Source organism: Serratia sp. LS-1, assembly GCF_003719595.1.
Taxonomy (GTDB): Bacteria; Pseudomonadota; Gammaproteobacteria; order Enterobacterales; family Enterobacteriaceae; genus Serratia; species Serratia ureilytica.
Map to the genome: position 1 here is coordinate 832,106 of NZ_CP033504.1, position 18,403 is coordinate 850,508.

At 63.2% G+C, this 18,403-nt stretch carries 17 protein-coding genes; 11 read left to right on the top strand and 6 right to left on the bottom strand.

Annotated features, from left to right (window positions below; genetic code table 11):
• Positions 1–11 precede the first annotated feature (11 nt).
• Positions 12–2,210, top strand: a complete 2,199-nt coding sequence (gene dinG, locus EDY99_RS04115) for an ATP-dependent DNA helicase DinG (protein WP_033642371.1) — start codon at positions 12–14, stop codon at positions 2,208–2,210.
• Here the strand turns inward: dinG and EDY99_RS04120 are convergent, their stop codons facing one another.
• Positions 2,211–2,645: an Lrp/AsnC family transcriptional regulator gene (locus EDY99_RS04120; RefSeq protein ID WP_042783967.1), complete on the bottom strand. Its 435-nt coding sequence runs from the start codon at positions 2,643–2,645 to the stop codon at positions 2,211–2,213.
• A gap of 136 nt (positions 2,646–2,781) precedes the next feature.
• On the opposite strand from EDY99_RS04120, the gene EDY99_RS04125 reads away from it, so the two are divergent.
• Positions 2,782–3,690, top strand: a complete 909-nt coding sequence (locus EDY99_RS04125) for a DMT family transporter (RefSeq protein ID WP_033642373.1) — start codon at positions 2,782–2,784, stop codon at positions 3,688–3,690.
• Positions 3,691–3,693: 3 nt separating this feature from the next.
• Here EDY99_RS04125 and prpR read toward each other — a convergent pair whose 3' ends face one another.
• Positions 3,694–5,295, bottom strand: coding sequence for a propionate catabolism operon regulatory protein PrpR (prpR, locus tag EDY99_RS04130; protein ID WP_123061486.1), 1,602 nt, complete (start codon positions 5,293–5,295; stop codon positions 3,694–3,696).
• 244 nt (positions 5,296–5,539) lie between these two features.
• Here prpR and prpB point away from each other — a divergent pair, with 244 nt between their 5' ends.
• The 4 genes from prpB (at position 5,540) to EDY99_RS04150 (ending at position 9,838) form a co-directional block, all read left to right on the top strand.
• Complete coding sequence (gene prpB / locus EDY99_RS04135) at positions 5,540–6,430, top strand: methylisocitrate lyase (protein WP_043137053.1); 891 nt, start codon at positions 5,540–5,542, stop codon at positions 6,428–6,430.
• Between the two features lie 33 nt (positions 6,431–6,463).
• Positions 6,464–7,627, top strand: a complete 1,164-nt coding sequence (prpC, locus tag EDY99_RS04140) for a 2-methylcitrate synthase (RefSeq protein WP_089194445.1) — start codon at positions 6,464–6,466, stop codon at positions 7,625–7,627.
• A 50-nt stretch (positions 7,628–7,677) separates the two neighbouring features.
• Positions 7,678–9,129, top strand: coding sequence for a bifunctional 2-methylcitrate dehydratase/aconitate hydratase (locus EDY99_RS04145; RefSeq protein ID WP_123062158.1), 1,452 nt, complete (start codon positions 7,678–7,680; stop codon positions 9,127–9,129).
• 79 nt (positions 9,130–9,208) lie between these two features.
• Positions 9,209–9,838: a LysE family translocator gene (locus EDY99_RS04150; RefSeq protein WP_123061487.1), complete on the top strand. Its 630-nt coding sequence runs from the start codon at positions 9,209–9,211 to the stop codon at positions 9,836–9,838.
• Here the strand turns inward: EDY99_RS04150 and EDY99_RS04155 are convergent.
• Positions 9,835–10,674: a helix-turn-helix transcriptional regulator gene (locus EDY99_RS04155; protein ID WP_123061488.1), complete on the bottom strand. Its 840-nt coding sequence runs from the start codon at positions 10,672–10,674 to the stop codon at positions 9,835–9,837. The two genes, EDY99_RS04150 and EDY99_RS04155, sit on opposite strands and share 4 nt — an antisense overlap.
• Positions 10,675–10,773: 99 nt before the next feature.
• On the opposite strand from EDY99_RS04155, the gene EDY99_RS04160 reads away from it, so the two are divergent.
• From EDY99_RS04160 to EDY99_RS04175, 4 genes are read left to right on the top strand one after another with little or no spacing between them, the layout of a single operon-like run.
• Entirely contained in the window at positions 10,774–12,198 is a 1,425-nt protein-coding gene (locus tag EDY99_RS04160; protein ID WP_123061489.1) for an MFS transporter, read from the top strand.
• A 57-nt stretch (positions 12,199–12,255) separates the two neighbouring features.
• Positions 12,256–12,885 (top strand): FMN-binding negative transcriptional regulator, encoded by a 630-nt coding sequence (locus EDY99_RS04165; protein WP_123061490.1) that lies wholly within the window; start codon positions 12,256–12,258, stop codon positions 12,883–12,885.
• Between the two features lie 38 nt (positions 12,886–12,923).
• The gene (gene ybiB / locus EDY99_RS04170) at positions 12,924–13,883 is read left to right on the top strand and encodes a DNA-binding protein YbiB (RefSeq protein WP_123061491.1); all 960 of its coding nucleotides are present in this window, start codon (positions 12,924–12,926) and stop codon (positions 13,881–13,883) included.
• A 46-nt stretch (positions 13,884–13,929) separates the two neighbouring features.
• Entirely contained in the window at positions 13,930–15,786 is a 1,857-nt protein-coding gene (locus EDY99_RS04175) for a M3 family metallopeptidase (protein ID WP_123061492.1), read from the top strand.
• 62 nt (positions 15,787–15,848) lie between these two features.
• Here the strand turns inward: EDY99_RS04175 and EDY99_RS04180 are convergent, their stop codons facing one another.
• Complete coding sequence (locus tag EDY99_RS04180; protein ID WP_004939270.1) at positions 15,849–16,484, bottom strand: carbonic anhydrase; 636 nt, start codon at positions 16,482–16,484, stop codon at positions 15,849–15,851.
• Between the two features lie 264 nt (positions 16,485–16,748).
• Between EDY99_RS04180 and EDY99_RS04185 the strand changes: the two genes are divergently transcribed.
• Positions 16,749–17,165, top strand: a complete 417-nt coding sequence (locus tag EDY99_RS04185; RefSeq protein WP_123061493.1) for a putative T6SS immunity periplasmic lipoprotein — start codon at positions 16,749–16,751, stop codon at positions 17,163–17,165.
• A 67-nt stretch (positions 17,166–17,232) separates the two neighbouring features.
• On the opposite strand, the gene EDY99_RS04190 is transcribed toward EDY99_RS04185, so the two are convergent.
• Entirely contained in the window at positions 17,233–17,493 is a 261-nt protein-coding gene (locus EDY99_RS04190) for a YdgH/BhsA/McbA-like domain containing protein (protein WP_015377148.1), read from the bottom strand.
• 166 nt (positions 17,494–17,659) lie between these two features.
• Positions 17,660–18,289 (bottom strand): flavin reductase family protein, encoded by a 630-nt coding sequence (locus tag EDY99_RS04195; RefSeq protein ID WP_033642382.1) that lies wholly within the window; start codon positions 18,287–18,289, stop codon positions 17,660–17,662.
• Positions 18,290–18,403: the final 114 nt, after the last annotated feature.

The following is an 18,403-nucleotide window of genomic DNA, read 5'->3' on the forward strand; positions in this document are numbered from 1 at the left end:
ATAAGAGTTGAATGGCGCTCTCCTCCGCAGTTAAAGATCAGATTGGCCAGTGGTACAAAGCCCTGCAGCAGCAAATACCGGATTTTATTTCCCGCGCGCCCCAGCGCCAGATGATCGCCGAAGTGGCGAAGACGCTGGCCGGCGACTACCCGCGCCATCTGGCGATCGAGGCGCCGACCGGCGTCGGCAAAACGCTGTCTTACCTGATCCCGGGCATCGCCGTCGGGCGGGCGGAGAGCAAGCCGCTGGTGGTCAGCACCGCCAACGTGGCGCTGCAGGATCAGATCTACAGCAAAGATTTGCCGCTGCTGAAGAAGATTATCCCCGATCTGAAATTTACCGGCGCCTTTGGCCGCGGGCGTTACGTCTGCCCGCGCAACCTGGCGGCGATGAGCACCGACGTTAGCCAACAGGGCGATCTGACGCTGTTCCTCGACGACGAGCTGGCGCCGTCCAGCGGCGAAGAGCAGGCGCTGTGCCAGAAACTGACCAAGGCGTTGGCCCGTTTCGAGTGGGACGGGCTGCGCGATCACTATCAGCAGAGCATCGACGATCCGCTGTGGGCCAAGCTGAGCACCGACAAGGCCAACTGCCTGGGGCGCAACTGCCATTACATTCGCGAATGCCCGTTTTATATCGCCCGCAAAGAGATCGAGAGCGCCGACGTGGTGGTGGCCAACCACGCGCTGGTGATGGCGGCGCTGGAGACGGAATCGGTGCTGCCGAACCCGAAAGAATTGCTGCTGGTGCTGGACGAAGGCCACCATTTGCCGGAGGTGGCGCGCGATGCGCTGGAGATCGACGGGGAAATCACCGCGCTGTCGACCAACCTGCAGCTGGACATGATCGTCCGTCAGGTCGAGCAGTGCATGACGCAGTACCGGCCGAAGAATCCGCCGGGGCTGGCCAACAGCGAACGGCTGAAGAACCATTGCGAGGAGCTGCGTGAGCTGGTGCAGATCTTCGAGCATCAGGTCAGCGCCTATCTGCCCGGCGACAGCGTGGCGGCCGAGCACCGTTTTGAAATGGGCGAGCTGCCCGCGGAGATGGTGGAGAGCTGCGCGCGGCTGTTTAAACTGACCGATGCGCTGCGCGGGCTGGCGGAGTTCGTGCTTAACGATCTTACCGAACAGACCGGCAAGCACGACATCATGCGTCTGCACCGCTCGATCATTCAGATGAGCCGCACGCTGGGCTATCTGGAGGCGATGAGCAAGCTGTGGCGGCTGGCGGCGCTCGACAAGTCGTCCAACGCGCCGATCTCCAAATGGGTCACGCGCGAACTGCGCGATAACGTCACCCATCTGTATTTGCACTGCGTCGGCATTCGCGTCAGCGATCAGCTGGAAAAGCTGCTGTGGCGCAAGGTGCCGCACGTGGTGGTCACCTCGGCCACGCTGCGTTCACTGAACAGCTTCGCGCGTTTGCAAGAGATGAGCGGGCTGAGCGAGAAGGCCGGCGATCGCTTCGAAACGCTCTCATCGCCGTTCAATCACGTCGAACAGGGCAAGATTGTCATTCCGCAGATGCGCTACGAACCGGCGCTCGCCAATGAGGCGGAGCACCTTGAGGAAATGGCGCGGTTTTTCCGCGCCGAGCAGGCGAGCGGCAAGCACAAAGGCATGCTGATCCTGTTCAGCAGCCACCGGGCGATGCAGACTTTCCTCAGCTACGTGACCGATCTGCGGCTGATGCTGCTGGTGCAGGGCGACCAGCCGCGCTACCGGCTGGTGGAAGAGCACCGCAAGCGGGTGGAGAAGGGCGTCGCCAGCGTGCTGGTGGGGCTGCAATCGTTCGCCGAAGGGCTGGATCTGAAAGGCGAACTGCTGACCCAGGTGCATATTCACAAAATCGCGTTCCCGCCGATCGACAGCCCGGTGATCATCACCGAAGGCGAGTGGCTGAAATCGCTGAAGCGTTATCCGTTCGAAGTGCAGAGCCTGCCGAGCGCCTCGTTCAACCTGATCCAGCAGGTCGGCCGCCTGATCCGCAGCAACCAATGTTACGGCGAGATCGTGATCTACGATCGCCGGCTGTTGACCAAAAACTACGGTTCGCGGCTGTTGGCGTCGTTGCCGGTGTTCCCGATTGAGCAGCGCGCGGTGCCGGAGGCCGACAAGGCGCATCTGGCGGCGCTGAAATCCGCCGCCGACGCGGCTAAAAAAGAGAAGAAGCGCGGCAACCCGTTCGCCCGCAAACGGCGGCGTTGATCAGAGCAGCGGCGGCAGGCGGCGCTTGACCGGCGTGGTTTTCACGATCGAGGTGTTGCTCTGCGCGTGCTCGGCCAGCCGATCGAGGGTGTGGTCGAGCTGTTCCATCGAGTGCGCCACCAGCCGCACGATAAAGCAGTCTTCGCCGGTCACCTTATCGCATTCGACCACTTCCGGGATCGCCTGAATCAGCTGTTCGACCTTCTTCAGCATGCCCGGCAGCGGCTTGATGCGCACCAGCGACTGAAAGGCGTAACCCACCGCCTGCAGATTGACGTTCAGGGTATAGCCCTGGATCACGCCGCTTTCCTCCAGCCGCCGCAGTCTTTCCGACGTGCTCGGCGACGACAGGCCCACCTGCGCGCTCAGCGTCTTCAACGATGCGCGCGCATCTTCCGCCAGAATGGTCAGGATTTGGCGATCGATATCATCCATAACGCCTCCGTTAGGTGTTTTCTTGATTGTAGCTGCGATAAAAAGGCAGTTAAGCATATCTGCCTTTTTTATGCTATGGAAAGCCGCCCTGCGAAGCCGCAAGCTATGTCTCTGGGCAAGCTTTGAGGAACGCAGAATGAATGCAGAGATAAAACGCGGCTCGCTGGAGATGGCGGCGGCGATGCTGATTTCCGGCTCCATCGGCTGGTTTGTGCTGATGTCCGGCCAGCCGGTGGTCAACGTGGTGTTTTGGCGCTGCGCGGTGGGGGCGCTGGTGCTGCTGGCGGTGTGCGGCGCGCTGGGCCAGCTGCGCCGCGATGCGCTGACGCGCGCCACGCTGCTGCTGGCGATCGCCGGCGGCGTCGCGCTGGTGATCAACTGGCTGCTGCTGTTCGCCGCCTATTCCTATGCCTCTATCTCCATCGCCACCGCGGTGTATAACACCCAGCCGTTTATGCTGGTGGGGCTGGGGGCGCTGTTTCTGGGGGAACGGCTGACCGCCCGCAAGCTGCTGTGGCTGGGGCTGGCGTTCGGCGGCATGATGCTGGTGGTGCTGGCACAGCCGCGGCAGGCGGGGGAGCAGAGCCATTATCTGGCGGGCATCGCGCTGGCGCTCGGCGCGGCGTTTTTCTACGCCCTGATGGCGCTGGCGGCCAAGCGGCTGAAGGGCACGCCGCCCCATCTTATTGCGCTGATCCAGGTAACGGTGGGGGCGGTGATGCTGCTGCCGCTGGTGGATTTTCATGCGTCGGCCAGCGTGGGGCAGTGGGGGATGCTGGCGACGCTCGGCGTGTTGCATACCGGCCTGATGTACGTGCTGATGTACGGCGCGTTGCAGAAGCTGCCGACTCACCTGATCGGCTCGCTGTCGTTCATCTACCCGATCGCCGCCATGCTGGTGGATCGCCTGGCGTTTGGCCACCGGCTGTCGGCATGGCAACTGCTGGGGACGGCGATCATCCTGCTGGCGGCGGCGGGCATGAACCTGCTGGGCGAGCGGCGAGCGCGACTGCTGCCGGCCTCGGACGGCCGGCGCGCCGGCTGATGCTCAGTTCGGTTTTTTCAGCCGGCGCCATAAAGTGGTGCGGCTGATCCCGAGCAACCGGGCGGCGGCGGCGTGGTCGCCTCCGCACCGCGCCAGGGCTTCGTGGGCGGAGATGGGCGCCGCCGGCGGATCGGGCGGCGAGACCGTCGCCAGCTCCGGCAGCAGCCACTGCAGGGTCTCGCCGCTCGGCGCGACGCCGGTGCTCAGCATCAGCGCCACCCGCTCCATCATGTTGCGCAGCTCGCGCAGGTTACCGGGCCAGGCGTAATGACCCAGCGCGGCGTAACACCCGGCCAGGGCGGCGCGCAGCGGCTCTGTCAGCGGCACGTCGAGCGCCGCCAGCGACTGTTTCAGAAAGTGTTCCGCCAGCATCGCGATATCGTCGCCGCGCGCCCGCAGTGGCGGCAGCTGCAGCCGCAGGGCGCTCAGGCGGTAAAACAGATCGGCGCGAAAATCGCCCTGTTGAATCGCCTGCTCCAGGCGGGTGTGGGTGGCGCTGATGACGCGAAAGTCGACCTTTACCGGCTGTTGCCCGCCGACCCGAGTGATGGTTTTTTCTTCCAGCGCCCGCAGCAGCCGGGTTTGCAGGTGCAGCGGCATTTCGCCGATCTCATCCAGAAACAGGGTGCCGCCGTTGGCGGTTTCCAGCAGCCCGCGTCGGCCGCCGCGCCGTGAACCGGTGAAGGCGCCTTCTTCATAGCCGAACAGCTCCGCCTCCAGCAGCGATTCGGCGATGGCGCCGCAGTTGATGGCGACGAACGGCGGTGTCGCGCCCCTGGACGGCGCGCCGCGCCGGGAAAAGTATTCGCGGTGGATCGCCTGCGCCGCCAGCTCTTTGCCGGTGCCGGTTTCGCCTTCGATCAACACCGCCGCCGGCGAGCGGGCGTACAGCATGATGGTGCGCCGGGTCTGTTCCATCTGCGGGGAATCGCCCTGTAAATCGCTCAGCCCATAGCGCGGCTGCAGGGTATCGCGCGCGGCGTAGTCGCCGCCGCGTTTGGCGCCGCCCAGCATCAGGCGCGTCACGTCCAGCGCGTCGCTGAAGGCGGCGCGCAGGGTGGCGGCGGAATAGAGAAAAATGGCGGTGAGCCCGGCCTCTTCCGCCAGATCGCTGATGAGGCCGGCGCCGACCACCGCCTGAATGCCGGCGGCTTTCAGCTCGGCGATCTGGCCGCGCGCGTCCTCTTCGGTGACGTAACTGCGCTGCTCCAGCGGCAGATCGAAGGTTTGTTGGAACTCCAGCAGCGCGGGCAGGGGCGTTTTGTAGGTGATGACGCCGATCCGATCGGCGGTTCTGCGCGCCTGGCTCAGCGCCTGCAGCAGATCGAAGCCGCCGGGCTTGACCAAAATGACCGGCACCGACAGGCGGCTTTTCAGGTAAGCGCCGTTGGAGCCGGCGGCGATGATGGCGTCGCAAGGCTCGCTAGCCAGGCGAGCGCGGATATGCTGCACCGCCTCCTCGAAGCCGAGATGGATCGGGGTGATGGTCGCCAGGTGGTCGAACTCGAGGCTGATATCCCGGAACAGATCGAACAGGCGGGTGATGGAGACGGTCCAGATCACCGGTTTGTCCGGCGTGCGGGACGGCGTGATGTGATCGCTCATGGTGGGTTACCGAATGGAAGTGGCTGCATTAGGTGTAGCCTTGTTTCAGTCATGTTTCAAATATGCCGACTGAAACCGAGATTGAAACGTTAACTGAAACGTTTTTTATCGCTTGGTCTGCCCAATGGCGATGCGAATTTTATAACTCACTTATTTTTATCGCTTTTAATTTTTTCCTCGCCAAAGTGCAACCTGGCCCGCCTCTTGCTCTGTCTGTTCCATCTAGCTAATCGGAGAGAACGACATGACGCTGCGCTCACCCGGGCTCGCCTTTCGTCAGGCCCTGAGTAAAGAAAAACCCCTGCAAATCGCCGGCGCGATCAACGCCAACCATGCCCTGCTGGCCCAGCGGGCGGGGTTCCAGGCCATCTATCTTTCCGGCGGCGGCGTGGCGGCCGGTTCGCTGGGGCTGCCGGACCTGGGTATTTCGACGCTGGACGATGTGTTGACCGATATTCGCCGCATCACCGATGTCTGCCCGCTGCCGCTGCTGGTGGATGTCGACAGCGGTTTCGGCGCATCGGCGTTCAACGTCGCCCGCACGGTGCGCTCGGTGAGCAAGGCCGGGGCGGCGGCGCTGCATATCGAAGATCAGGTCGGCGCCAAGCGCTGCGGCCATCGGCCCAATAAGGCCATCGTCTCCACCGAAGAGATGGTGGATCGCATCAAGGCGGCGGTAGATGCGCGCAGCGATCCGGACTTCGTGATCATGGCGCGCACCGATGCGCTGGCGGTGGAGGGGCTGGAGGCGGCCATCGAGCGCGCTCAGGCTTACGTGGCGGCCGGGGCCGACATGCTGTTCCCGGAAGCGATTACCGAGCTGGGCATGTACCGCCGCTTCGCCGAAGCGACGCAGGTGCCGATCCTCGCCAACATCACCGAATTCGGCGCGACGCCGCTGTTCACTACCGAGGAGCTGCGCAGCGCCCGGGTGGATATGGCGCTGTATCCGCTGTCGGCCTTCCGGGCGATGAATCGGGCGGCGGAGCGGGTGTACCGCGCCCTGCGCGAAGAGGGCACGCAGAAAAACGTCATCGACACCATGCAGACCCGCAACGAGCTGTATGAAAGCATCAACTACTATTTGTTCGAAGAGAAACTCGACGCTCTGTTCGCTCGCCAACGCGACGAATAGGCGCCATTCACGCAGAAGCCAAATGAGGACAGTATGAGCCAAGCGATCCCCCCGCAAAGCCCGACTGGCGTTAAGCCGAAAAAATCCGTGGCGTTATCCGGCGTGCCCGCCGGGAATACCGCGCTGTGTTCCGTAGGGCGCAGCGGCAACGATCTGCACTACCGCGGTTACGACATTCTCGACCTCGCGCGCCACTGCGAGTTTGAAGAGGTCGCCCATCTGCTGATCCACGGCAAGTTGCCCAACCGCGACGAACTTCATGCCTACAAGCAGCGGCTCAAAGCGCTGCGCGGCCTGCCCGCCAGCGTGCGCACGGTGCTGGAGGCGCTGCCGGCGGCGTCTCACCCGATGGACGTGATGCGCACCGGCGTTTCGGCCCTCGGCTGCACGCTGCCGGAAAAAGAGCAGCACGGCGCGGCCGGCGCGCGCGACATCGCCGACCGGCTGCTGGCGTCGTTGGGATCGATGCTGCTCTACTGGTATCACTACAGCCACAACGGCGAGCGCATTCAGCCGGAGACCGACGACGATTCCATCGGCGGCCACTTCCTGCACCTGCTGCACGGCGCAGCGCCTTCCGCCAGCTGGGAGCAGGCGATGCACGCATCATTGATCCTGTACGCCGAGCATGAGTTCAACGCCTCGACCTTCGCCGGCCGGGTGATCGCCGGCACCGGATCCGATCTCTATTCGGCGATCGTCGGCGCCATTGGCGCGCTGCGCGGGCCGAAGCACGGCGGCGCCAACGAGGTGTCGCTGGAGATCCAGCAACGCTATGAAACGCCGGACGAAGCGGAAGCCGACATTCGCCGCCGCATCGACAACAAAGAGGTGGTGATCGGCTTCGGGCACCCGGTGTATACCGTCTCCGATCCGCGCCATCAGGTGATCAAAGAGATCGCGCTGCGCCTGTCGCAGGAAGCGGGTGCGATGAAGCTGTATGACATCGCCGACCGGCTGGAAAGCGTAATGCGCGACACCAAAAACATGTTCCCCAACCTCGACTGGTTCTCGGCGGTGTCTTACCACCAACTGGGGGTGCCCACCGAAATGTTCACGCCGCTGTTCGTCATGGCGCGCGTCAGCGGCTGGTCGGCGCACATCATCGAGCAACGGCAGGACAACAAAATCATTCGCCCGTCCGCCAACTATACCGGGCCGGAAGCGCGAGCCTTCGTACCGCTGGATCAGCGCTGAGCGCCGGTCGTTATCGTGTCGTTTTCACTCTGGAGCCTTTGGGAATCATGATGCTTGAGTCTGCCAATACCCGCCGTCCGCCATTCGATCGCGAAATGGTCGATATCGTCGATTATGTGATGAAAGAGGCCGTCGATACCCCGGCGGCGTACCGCACCGCCCATTATTGCCTGCTCGATACCCTCGGCTGCGGGCTGGAGGCGCTGAGCTACCCGGCCTGCAAGAAACTGATGGGGCCGGTGATGCCGGGCGCCGAGGTGCTGAACGGCAGCCGGGTGCCCGGCACCCGTTTCCAGCTGGATCCGGTGCAGGCGGCGTTCAATATCGGCACCATGATCCGCTGGCTCGACTTTAACGACACCTGGCTGGCGGCGGAGTGGGGCCACCCGTCGGACAACCTGGGCGGGATCCTGGCGGTGGCCGATTGGCTCTCTCGCCAGGCGGTGGCGGCGGGCAAAGCGCCGCTGACCATGCGGCAGGTGCTGATCGCCATGATCAAGGCGCATGAGATCCAGGGCTGCCTGGCGCTGGAAAACGCCTTCAACCGGGTAGGGTTGGATCACGTGTTGCTGGTGAAGGTGGCGTCCACCGCGGTGGTGGCGCAGCTGCTCGGCCTGAGCCGCGAGGCGATCCTGAACGCGGTGTCGCTGGCGTGGGTGGACGGGCAGTCGCTGCGCACCTACCGCCACGCGCCGAACGCCGGCACCCGCAAATCCTGGGCGGCGGGGGATGCGACCGCCCGCGCGGTGCGGCTGGCGCTGATGGCCGCCACCGGTGAGATGGGCTATCCCTCGGCGCTCACGGCGCCGACCTGGGGATTCTACGACGTCTCGTTCAACGGCAAACCTTTCCGCTTCCAGCGGCCGTACGGCGCGTATGTGATGGAGAACGTGCTGTTTAAAATTTCGTTCCCGGCGGAGTTCCATGCCCAGACCGCCGTGGAGGCGGCCATGACGCTGCACCGCCAGATGCAGGCCGCCGGCAAAACCGCCGCCGACATCGCCAGGGTGAGCATCCGCACCCACGAGGCCTGCCTGCGCATCATCGACAAGCAGGGGCCGCTGGATAACCCGGCGGATCGCGATCACTGCATTCAGTATATGGTGGCGATCCCGCTGCTGTTCGGGCGGTTGACGGCGGCGGACTACGAGGATCGGGTGGCCGAGGATCCGCGCATCGACGCATTGCGTAGCAAGATACATTGCCATGAAGATCCCGCCTTCACGCGCGATTATCACGATCCGGAAAAACGCTCGATAGCCAATGCGCTGACGGTGGAGTTCGCCGACGGCAGCCGTCTGGATGAGGTGGCTGTGGAGTACCCCATCGGCCATGCGCGGCGGCGCGAAGAGGGTATCCCGCTGTTGATCGAGAAGTTCAAAATCAACCTGGCGCGCCAGTTTCCGGCTCTGCAGCAGCAGCGCATTCTCGAGGTGTCGCTGGACCGGCAGCGGCTGGCGCAGATGCCGGTCAACGAGTATCTCGATTTGTGGGTGATCTGAGGTAAGCGGCGCTGACAAGCCACGTCGGCGTCGCTATGATGGACGCTCCATTCCCGTCCATCTTCTTATCAGGTGATTCATGATTGATGCCGCAACGCTGTTGTTGTTTTCCGGTGCCTGCGTGGCGCTGGCGCTGACCCCCGGCCCGGATATGCTGCTGATCGCTTCGCGCAGCGTCAGCCAGGGGCGGCGCGCCGGTTTCGCTTCGCTGGCGGGCATTCAGCTCGGCACTTACTGCCACGCGCTGGCGGCAGCGCTGGGGTTGTCGCAACTGTTCGTCGCGGTGCCGCTGGCTTACGACGCGGTGAGAATATTGGGCGCCGCCTATCTGCTCTACCTGGCGTGGAAAACGCTGCGATCCGGCAGCAGTTTGCAGGCTTCTTCCGGGTTACTGGCGGTGCCGACGGCGCGCATTTTCCGTCAGGGGCTGTTCACCAACATCCTCAACCCGAAAATGGCGCTGTTCGTGCTGGCGCTGTTCCCGCAGTTTATCGATCCGCACGCCGGCTCGGTGGTGGTGCAGATGCTGGCGCTGGCGACGGTGCTGAATCTGGTGGGGTTGCTGATTAACGGCGGGGTGATCCTGGCGGTCAGCGGCATGAAAAGCCGCTTCGCCGGCCGCCGTTTCAGCGCCCGCTGGCCGAACTACCTGCTGAGCGGGGTGTTTGCCGGGCTGGCCTGCAAACTCATTTTCGACAGCCGTCGTTAACCCTCGCGCAGCAGCGCTTCAAACGCCGCGCTGGCCGGTTCGCCCGGCAGCGCGCTGTACATCACCAGCCGCAGGTGATTCTCTTCGTCGACGATAAAAGAGGCGTGGTCAAAGGTGACCGGGCCGATTGCCGGGACGATGAAGCTGCGCCGCCCCTGACAGCGCCCGTGGATATCGTGCTGCCGCCAGAGCTGGCGGAACGGCGGCGATACCCGCTCCAGCGCCTGTACCCGTTGGTGCATCACCTCATCCTCCGGCGCGCGGGCGTAGTCGCGGCGGAAGCTGGCCAGGATTTGCGGCGCCTGCGCCTGCCACTCCAGCAGGCGCTCATTGAGCTGCGGATCGGCAAACAGCATCCACAGCATGTTGCGCTCTTCCGCCGGGCGCTCGCCGATGGCGAACAGCCGCTGTGCCGCCGGATTCCAGGCGATGATGTCCCAACTCAGGTTCATGACGTAGGCCGGCCGTAGCGTCAAATCGTCCAGCAGGCGCCGCACCAACGGCGAAACCTGGCACCATTGATGCCCAACCGGCACCGGCGGGCGCTGATGCGCCAATAAGAACAGGTGGTAGCGGCCGGCGGCGTCGAGCTGCAGCACCCGCGCCAGATTTTCCAAAAACGTCACCGACGCATTGATTTCCCTGCCTTGCTCCAGCCAGGTGTACCAGGTGAGGCCGACGCCGGCCAGCGCTGCGACCTCCTCGCGCCGCAATCCCGGCGTGCGGCGGCGGCTGCCGCTCGGCAAACCGACCGCCTCCGGCGACAGTTGTTCTCGTTTTTGCCGCAGAAAATCCCCCAGTTCGTGGCGGGTGCGTTCGAGGGTGCGTGGGGGCATGGCGGCCGTCCTGTTGCTGTCAGTAATAGTATAAGTGGCTATATAGTAACAGTTTAAACCTTGTTCCATACTGCGGCCATCATAATCTCTGGAGGTGGTATGGAACATTCATTATCTGGTGAGCGGCGAGGGCTGCCCGGCCTGCCGGTACTGCTGTTGGGCGGCTTCGTCACGGTGTTCGATCTGTTTGTGGTCAACGTGGCGGCGCCGGTGATCCAGCGGCAGTTCGCCGCCGATTTTGCCGGTGTTGGTTTGATCGTCGCCGGTTACGAGCTGGCGTTTGGGGTACTGTTGATCGCCGGTGGGCGCCTGGGCGATCGCTTCGGGCGTCGGCGCTTGTTCAGCCTCGGCATGCTGGGATTCACGTTGAGCTCTCTGCTGTGCGGGCTGGCGGGATCGCTCGGCCTGCTGATCGCCGCGCGTATTCTGCAGGGGGCGACGGCGGCGCTGTTGTTCCCGCAAATTTACGCCTTGATGCGGGTGCTGTACGCGCCGCAACAGCGACGGCGCGCCTTCGCCTGGCTGGGCATGACGTTGGGATTGGCGGCGATCTTCGGCCAGATCCTCGGCGGATTTATCATCGAGGCCAACCTGTTCGGCAGCGGCTGGCGCATGATCTTTTTGATCAATTTGCCGATCGGCGCACTGGCGCTGTGGGCGGTGCGGTGCATTCCCGAATCGCGGGTGGCGCAGGCGCAGCGGCTGGACGGCGTTGGCCTGTGGCTGGCGGCGACCGGCCTGTCGCTGTTGCTGCTGCCGCTGCTGGAGGGGCCGGCGCGCGGCTGGCCGTGGTGGATAGCGCCGATGTTGGCGTTGGCGATGCTGACGCTGTGGGGCTTCCTGCGTTGGGAGCGGCGTCTGGCGCAGCGCGGTGACGATGCGGTGCTCGATCCGGCGCTGTTCCGCCAGGCGGGTTTCGCGCCGGGTATGGCGGTGGTGCTGGCGATTTATGCCACCGCTTCCTCGTTTTTCTTGTGTTTCGCGCTGCTGCTGCAGGCGGGGGCGGGGCTGACGCCTTTTCAGGCGGGCAGCCTGTTCGCCCCGGCCAGCGCGGCCTTTATGTTGGCGTCGATGCTGGCGCCCCGGCTGGCGCAGCGGTGGGGCAACGGCGTGCTGAGCGTGGGCGTGGCGATTTACGCCGCCGGGTTGGCGCTATTGATGGCGCAGGCGCTGTGGGGTGAGGCGCTGGCGCATCCGCTGCGGTTGCTGCCGGGGTTGGTGGTGCTGGGGTTCGGTCAGGCGCTGAGCATGACGCCGCTGCTGAATCTGGTGCTGGGTTTGGCGCAGGAGCGGCAGGCGGGGATGGCGGCGGGTCTGGTCGCCACCGTGCAGCAGGTGGGAGGCGCGTTGGGCATCGTGGTCAGCGGCGTCGGTTTTGTGCCGCTGTTGGCGAGCGGCGGCGAGGTGGAGCGCTATGCCCAGGCCTTTGCCGGCGCCATGGTATTTAATCTGTTGGCGATGGGCGTGGCCCTGCTGTTGTTAAAGCGGATCACTCGAAATAGCCAGAAAGCGGATCTTAAGTAGGCCGCCGGCGGGTGCTTTACTGTTGTCATCATGAGAGAGCGATAAGGAGCCGCACTGATGTTTCAACCCGCCGCATTTCGCGAAGACGATCTGGATGCCCAACTGGCGTTGATCCGCGCCCACCCGCTGGGGCTGTTGGTCAGCCACGGCGAGCACGGATTGACGGCCGACCCGCTGCCGTTTGTGGCTGATGTCGAGCAGGGGCAGCTGCGGCTGCGGGCGCACCTGTCGCGCGCCAACGCGCACTGGCGGCGGCTGCAGCACGCGGCGGAATGCCTGGTAATTTTTCAGGGCGTGGAAGGTTATGTGTCGCCCGGCTGGTACCCGAGCAAGCGCCAGACCGGCAAGGTGGTGCCGACCTGGAATTACAGCATGGTGCAGCTGTATGGCGTACCGACGGTGATGGACGATCCGGCCTGGCTGCGCCGCCAACTGATCGATCTGACCGCGCAGCAGGAAGGGCGCCGCCCGGCGCCCTGGCGGCTCGATGATGCGCCGGCCAACTACATCGCCGCGCAGCTTAAAGGCATCGTCGGTATCGAGATCGCCGTCACCCGGCGCGAAGGCAAATGGAAGATGAGCCAAAACCGCAGCGCCGACGACGCCGGCGGGGTGATCGCCGGGCTGCGCGAGGGCGATGACGCGCAGCGGCGGCTGGCTGAGGAGGTTGAGCGGCGGCGCGGATAGGGTATGCTAACCGAAGAGTGAGCTGAGGGAACCTTCGGATGGATTACACCAAAATTATCAAAGAAATAGGCCGCGGCAAAAATCATGCGCGCGATCTGGATCGGCAGACCGCCTTTGAGCTGTATCAGGCGATGCTGGCCGGGGCGGTCCCCGAGCTGGAGCTGGGCGGCATTCTGATCGCGCTGCGCATCAAGGGTGAGGCCGAAGAGGAGATGCTGGGCTTCTACCAGGCGATGCAGCAGCAGGTGTTGCTGCTGCAGGCGCCGCAGGGGCGGCCATTGCCGGTGGTGCTGCCGAGCTACAATGGCGCGCGCAAGCAGGCCAACCTGACGCCGCTGCTGGCGCTGCTGCTCGCGAAAGTGGGCCTGCCGGTGGTGGTGCATGGCGTGCTGGACGACAGTACCCGCGTGACCAGCGCCGAGATTTTCCGCGCCCTGGGGCTGCCGTGGTCGGAACAGGCCGCTCACGCCCAGCGGCGTCTCGATAACGGCGAGGCGGTATTCATGCCGGTTTCCACGCTGTCGGCGCCGTTGGCGCGGCAGCTCGGATTGCGTTGGCGCATGGGGGTGCGCAACAGCGCCCATACGCTGGCCAAGCTGGCGACGCCGTTTGGCGAACAGGATGCGTTGCGCCTCGCCAGCGTCTCACATCCGGAGTATGTTGGCCGGGTGGCGTCGTTTTTCCGCCAGATCGGCGCCCGCGGGTTGCTGATGCACGGCACGGAAGGCGAGGCCTACGCCAACCCGCTGCGCTGCCCGCAAATTCACCACATCGTCGGCGGCGAACAGCAGGTGCTGCTGGAGCGCACCTTGCCGGATGAAACACCGGCATTGCCGGCGGCGAAAGACGCTGAAACCACCGCGCGCTGGACTGAACGCTGTCTGGCGGGCGAGGTGGCGATCCCGCAGGCCATCCAGCGGCAGGTCGCCTGTTGCCTGGTGGCCGCCGGCGAGAGCGAGACGCTGGAGCAGGGGCTGCAGCGTCTGCGTCAGGCCTAAGCGCGGCTATACTGGGATATTTCCTCATCGGCTGAGAAGGACGGTTATGCAACAGGCTCTCGATTACTTCAATCAATTGAACCAGGATTACCTCGACGTTCACCGCGCCAAAGAAGAGCTGTTCTGGCAAAACTACATGGGCACCGGCGGTGAAGACGTGTCGGCGCGCTTTTCCGCCGCGGAAAGCGCCTATAAGCGCTTCGTCGCCGAACCGCGCCGGCTGGCCGAGATCCGCAGCCTGCTGGCCGGATTGGAAGCGCTGCCGCAGGAGGCGCAGCGCGATGCGCTGATCCACGGCCTGCAAGGTTGGCTGCGTTTCTTCGACTGCAACGCCATCGAAGATCCGCAGGCGCAGGCGCTGTTGGATCAGATCATTCACGCCGAGTCCGATCTTTACTCGCGCCGCAAGGGCTATCAGGTCACGCACCTGAACGCCGACGGGCGGCGGGTGGCGGCCTCGCTCGGCGAACTGTTGACCAACCAGGCAACCAACCCGAACGAAGACTACCGCCGCAGCTCGCAGCAGGCGCTGCGCGACCTGGAGCAATGGCTGCTGCATAACGGCCTGCCGGAGCTGATTGGCCTGCGCAACCGCTTTGCGCGCCAGATGGGCTATCGCAACTATTTCGACTATAAGGTGAACAAAACCGAGCGCATGACGCCGGAGCAGCTGTTCGCCATTCTGGATCGCTTCGAGCGGGAAACCCGCGAGGCCAACGCGCGCAGCCTGCAACAGCTGGCGGCTGACAAGGGCAGCCAGGCGCTGGAGCCGTGGAATGTGCGCTTTGCCAGCGCCGGCGACGTCACCCGTCAACTGGATCCTTACTTCCCGTTTTCTCGTTCGCTGGAACGCTGGGTCGACAGCTTCAAACGTCTGCACATCGGTTTTGGCGGCGCCGAGATGAATCTCGATCTGCTGGTGCGCAAAGGCAAGTATGAGAACGGCTTTATGCACGGCCCGGTGCCGCCGTTTGTACGTCAGGGGGAATGGGTGCCGGCGCGCATCAACTTCACCAGCCTGGCGCAGCCGGGGCAGGTGGGCAGCGGGGCTTATGGGCTCAACACGCTGTTCCACGAGGGCGGCCATGCGGCGCACTTCGCCAACATTCGCCAGAATGCGCCGTGCTTCTCGCAGGAGTTCCCGCCGACCTCGATGGCCTATGCCGAAACCCAGTCGATGTTCTGCGACAGCCTGCTGGACGACGCCGACTGGCTGAAACGCTATGCGAAAAACGCCGCCGGCGAAGCGGTGCCCGATGCGCTGATCGAAGCCGGCATCGCGGCGCGCCAGCCGATGCGCGCGTTCAACGAGCGCCACATCCTGCTGGTGCCGTACTTCGAGTGGGCGCTGTACCAGTGGGATGACGAGCAACGCACGCCGGAAGCCATCACCGCACTGGCGCGCGAGGTCGAGCAAAAGATCCTCGGCATCAGCGGCAGCCCGCGCCCGACGCTGGCGATCCCGCACCTGCTGTCGCTGGAGTCCGCCTGTTCCTATCAGGGTTATCTGCTGGCGATGATGGCGGTGGAGCAAACCCGTCACTTCTTCCTGCAGCGCGACGGTTACCTGACGGACAACCCGGCCATCGGCCCGGATCTGGCGCAACACTACTGGTTGCCGGGCAACAGCGTCAGCCATGACGACACGCTGCGCAGCCTGACCGGCGAAGGGTTTAATCCGGACTCTCTGGCGCAGGCCTGCAACCAGACGGTGGCGCAGGCGTGGCACGAGGCGCAGCAGACGATGGCCGCCGCGGCCAAGCGCCCGCAGCCGCCGGCAGATTTCGATTTGCAGGCGCACATCCGGGTGGTGGATGGCGAGACGGTATTGGCGGACAACGCTGAGGGTGACGAACGGATGTGCCGCGACTTCGCTGCGGCGATAGAGGCGCGCTTGGCTTAAGGCGGATAATAAAATCCACGCCGCGGCGTGGATTTTATTTAATGGCTAAACCGGACGCTATTTTATTCGAAATAGACGTCGGGATTATCGGCCAAAGACACGAAGCTCTTGGTGTTTCTATCCAGCGTGCGAATTTCGCCGCTTTCGATGTCGTACACCCAGCCGTGCAGGCGCAGCCCGCTGTTGCGCAGACCCACCGCCACAGAAGGGTGGGTTTTGATATTATTTAGCTGAGCAATAACGTTCTCTTCGACCATAGCGTTAACTTTGTCTGTTTCGCTATTCCACGTTTTCTTCTCGACCACCGCTTTTGCCGCATCGGCATAGTGCAGCCAGTGGGCCACGGCAGGCATGGGATCGAGGCACTGGCAGGAGGCTATCGCTTTCATGGCGCCGCAGTTCGAGTGGCCACAAATCACGATATCGGTAACCCCCAACGCCACCACTGCATACTCGATGGTGGCAGAGACGCCGCCCGGCTCCGGGCCGAAGGAAGGGACGATGTTGCCGGCGTTACGGATAACGAAAAGCTGCCCAGGTTCTTGCTGTGTGACCAGCTCGGGCACTAAACGGCTGTCAGAGCATGAGATAAACAGCGCTTTGGGATTTTGGCTGGAGGCAAGGCTGCGGAACAGTTCCTTGCGCTGCGGGAAAATCTCTTTCTGGAAACTGAGGAAACCTTCAATGATATGTTGCATACAACGCTCTCTGCATCTGTAGTCTGCGTAACATGATAATCATCCTCTCCCGTTAGTCCAGCTATGGGCAGGTAAAAAAATGTGTGTGCAAACCCCATTGAATACAGGGTTTCTGCCTGTTGGCGACAGAATTTTCCGGCTCGTTTACGCGTGGGGGCTGACGAAGCGGACGATAGGAAAATAGCTGTCGTATCTATTTAAAACTCGCTATGAAACCGTGTTACGGTTGTTCATCCAAGAGCCGCGTAACCCAAAGGCAATGAAATGAAAAAACTGACTTTTTTATTGGTGCTGGCATTGCTGAGCGGCTGTGTGCAGGAACGTCCCTGGTTCTATCCGGCAAACGTTAGCGTTAAAAACAATCGCGTATGCATTAGTGTGCCGGACGATATTGACGGAAAACGCGAGCTGGTGGGCATCGGAATTTATCAACCGGGGGCCGGAGGGAAGGCGGAATGGTCCACGTCGGTTGCGCCGGGCCAGCAGCCGATAGCGGTCATGCCTGGCGAATGCCTGACGGAGGCTTTCGACGGGTTCAAGATTGGGCATAGCTATTCGGTTGAGATTGCGACGGTCGGCAATGCGTCAAATGAGGCACCGCGCAAATATTGGACTGAATTTACATTGGTTGCTGACAAAGCGGACGGCAAAAAACTCACTGTCTTACCCATTCAGCGCTAATGTACTTGAACATAAAAAAAGCCCGCCGGGGGGATAGCCGGCGGGCTTTTTGACGTCTGGGCGGCGATTATTTGTAGATAACCGCGGTGGCGTGCATCAGGTTATTGCCGCTGGTGGAGGTGATGGTGAAAGCCTTGGCGCCCGCCGCATCGGCTTTGGCGGCCAACTGGGATTTCAGGCTGCTCAGGTCTGTTGCGCCGCTGGCGACGATCACGCCGGCTTTTTCGAATTGGGCGGCATCCTGCGCGCTGACGTGTTCAGCGGCGAAAGTGGTGAAAGAAACGGTAGCCAGAGCGATAGCAGCAGCAAAAGTTTTGATGGTTTTCATGTTCGTCATTCCTGTCAAAGCGGATTAGGGAGAAAGGGAGTACCTTTCGATGGGAAGATTATTGCGCAGGAGAAGACGTGATGAAATCGGAGAGTGTTGACGGTTTTATTCAGATTTTTTGATTGTTAATTCCCCCGTTCATCTTCTGTATAAACGGGGGAGACGATCAGCGCGTCGGGCGCGTCAGATCGAAACGGTGCTGCTCGGAAATGCCGTAGTAGGCGCTCGGGCCGCCGGCGCGCAGGATCGGTTCGGCGGCGGCGGTCTGGTAAACGCCGTGTTCATCCAGCAGCGCCGGATCGAGATGCACCGCCACCACTTCGCCCAACACCAGCCAGGTCTCCACCTGTTCCCCGGCGGCGGTTTGCAACTGAATGCATTGGGTCAGGCGGCATTCGAAGTTCACCGGGCTTTCGGCCACGCGCTCGGCTTTGACCCGGCGCCCGGGCAGCGGCGTGACGCCGGCGAAGGCGAATTCGTCCTCACCGCGCGGCAGGTTGATGGAACTGTTGTTCATCGCTTCCGCCAACGGGCGTGTCGCCAGGTTCCAGACGAACTCGCCGGTTTCCACGATATTCGCCACGCTGTCTTTCCAGCCGGTGCTGGCGAAACCGATGATGGGCGGGCGGTAGTTGAAGCAGTTGAAAAAGCTGTAGGGCGCCAGATTACGCAAGCCGGCGGCGCTGCGGGAAGAGATCCAGCCGATGGGGCGCGGGCCGACGATGGCGTTCAGCGGATCGTGCGGCAGGCCGTGGCCGGCGGCGGGTTCATAATAATAACGAGATTCACGGCTCATGGGGGCCCCTGTGGCAATCGATGAAGCTTTCATTGTGCCGGGTTTCCCGCCGCTGCGCCATTCCGGGCCGGATGTGTTATCTTACGCGCCGGAAATACCTTCAAGAGAGCCCGT

Coding starts and splice junctions, on each gene's coding strand:
- dinG (WP_033642371.1), top strand. CDS start 12: ATGGCGCTCTCCTCCGCAGTTAAAGATCAGATTGGCCAGTGGTACAAA.
- EDY99_RS04120 (WP_042783967.1), bottom strand. CDS start 2,645: ATGGATGATATCGATCGCCAAATCCTGACCATTCTGGCGGAAGATGCG.
- EDY99_RS04125 (WP_033642373.1), top strand. CDS start 2,782: ATGAATGCAGAGATAAAACGCGGCTCGCTGGAGATGGCGGCGGCGATG.
- prpR (WP_123061486.1), bottom strand. CDS start 5,295: ATGAGCGATCACATCACGCCGTCCCGCACGCCGGACAAACCGGTGATC.
- prpB (WP_043137053.1), top strand. CDS start 5,540: ATGACGCTGCGCTCACCCGGGCTCGCCTTTCGTCAGGCCCTGAGTAAA.
- prpC (WP_089194445.1), top strand. CDS start 6,464: ATGAGCCAAGCGATCCCCCCGCAAAGCCCGACTGGCGTTAAGCCGAAA.
- EDY99_RS04145 (WP_123062158.1), top strand. CDS start 7,678: ATGCTTGAGTCTGCCAATACCCGCCGTCCGCCATTCGATCGCGAAATG.
- EDY99_RS04150 (WP_123061487.1), top strand. CDS start 9,209: ATGATTGATGCCGCAACGCTGTTGTTGTTTTCCGGTGCCTGCGTGGCG.
- EDY99_RS04155 (WP_123061488.1), bottom strand. CDS start 10,674: ATGCCCCCACGCACCCTCGAACGCACCCGCCACGAACTGGGGGATTTT.
- EDY99_RS04160 (WP_123061489.1), top strand. CDS start 10,774: ATGGAACATTCATTATCTGGTGAGCGGCGAGGGCTGCCCGGCCTGCCG.
- EDY99_RS04165 (WP_123061490.1), top strand. CDS start 12,256: ATGTTTCAACCCGCCGCATTTCGCGAAGACGATCTGGATGCCCAACTG.
- ybiB (WP_123061491.1), top strand. CDS start 12,924: ATGGATTACACCAAAATTATCAAAGAAATAGGCCGCGGCAAAAATCAT.
- EDY99_RS04175 (WP_123061492.1), top strand. CDS start 13,930: ATGCAACAGGCTCTCGATTACTTCAATCAATTGAACCAGGATTACCTC.
- EDY99_RS04180 (WP_004939270.1), bottom strand. CDS start 16,484: ATGCAACATATCATTGAAGGTTTCCTCAGTTTCCAGAAAGAGATTTTC.
- EDY99_RS04185 (WP_123061493.1), top strand. CDS start 16,749: ATGAAAAAACTGACTTTTTTATTGGTGCTGGCATTGCTGAGCGGCTGT.
- EDY99_RS04190 (WP_015377148.1), bottom strand. CDS start 17,493: ATGAAAACCATCAAAACTTTTGCTGCTGCTATCGCTCTGGCTACCGTT.
- EDY99_RS04195 (WP_033642382.1), bottom strand. CDS start 18,289: ATGAGCCGTGAATCTCGTTATTATTATGAACCCGCCGCCGGCCACGGC.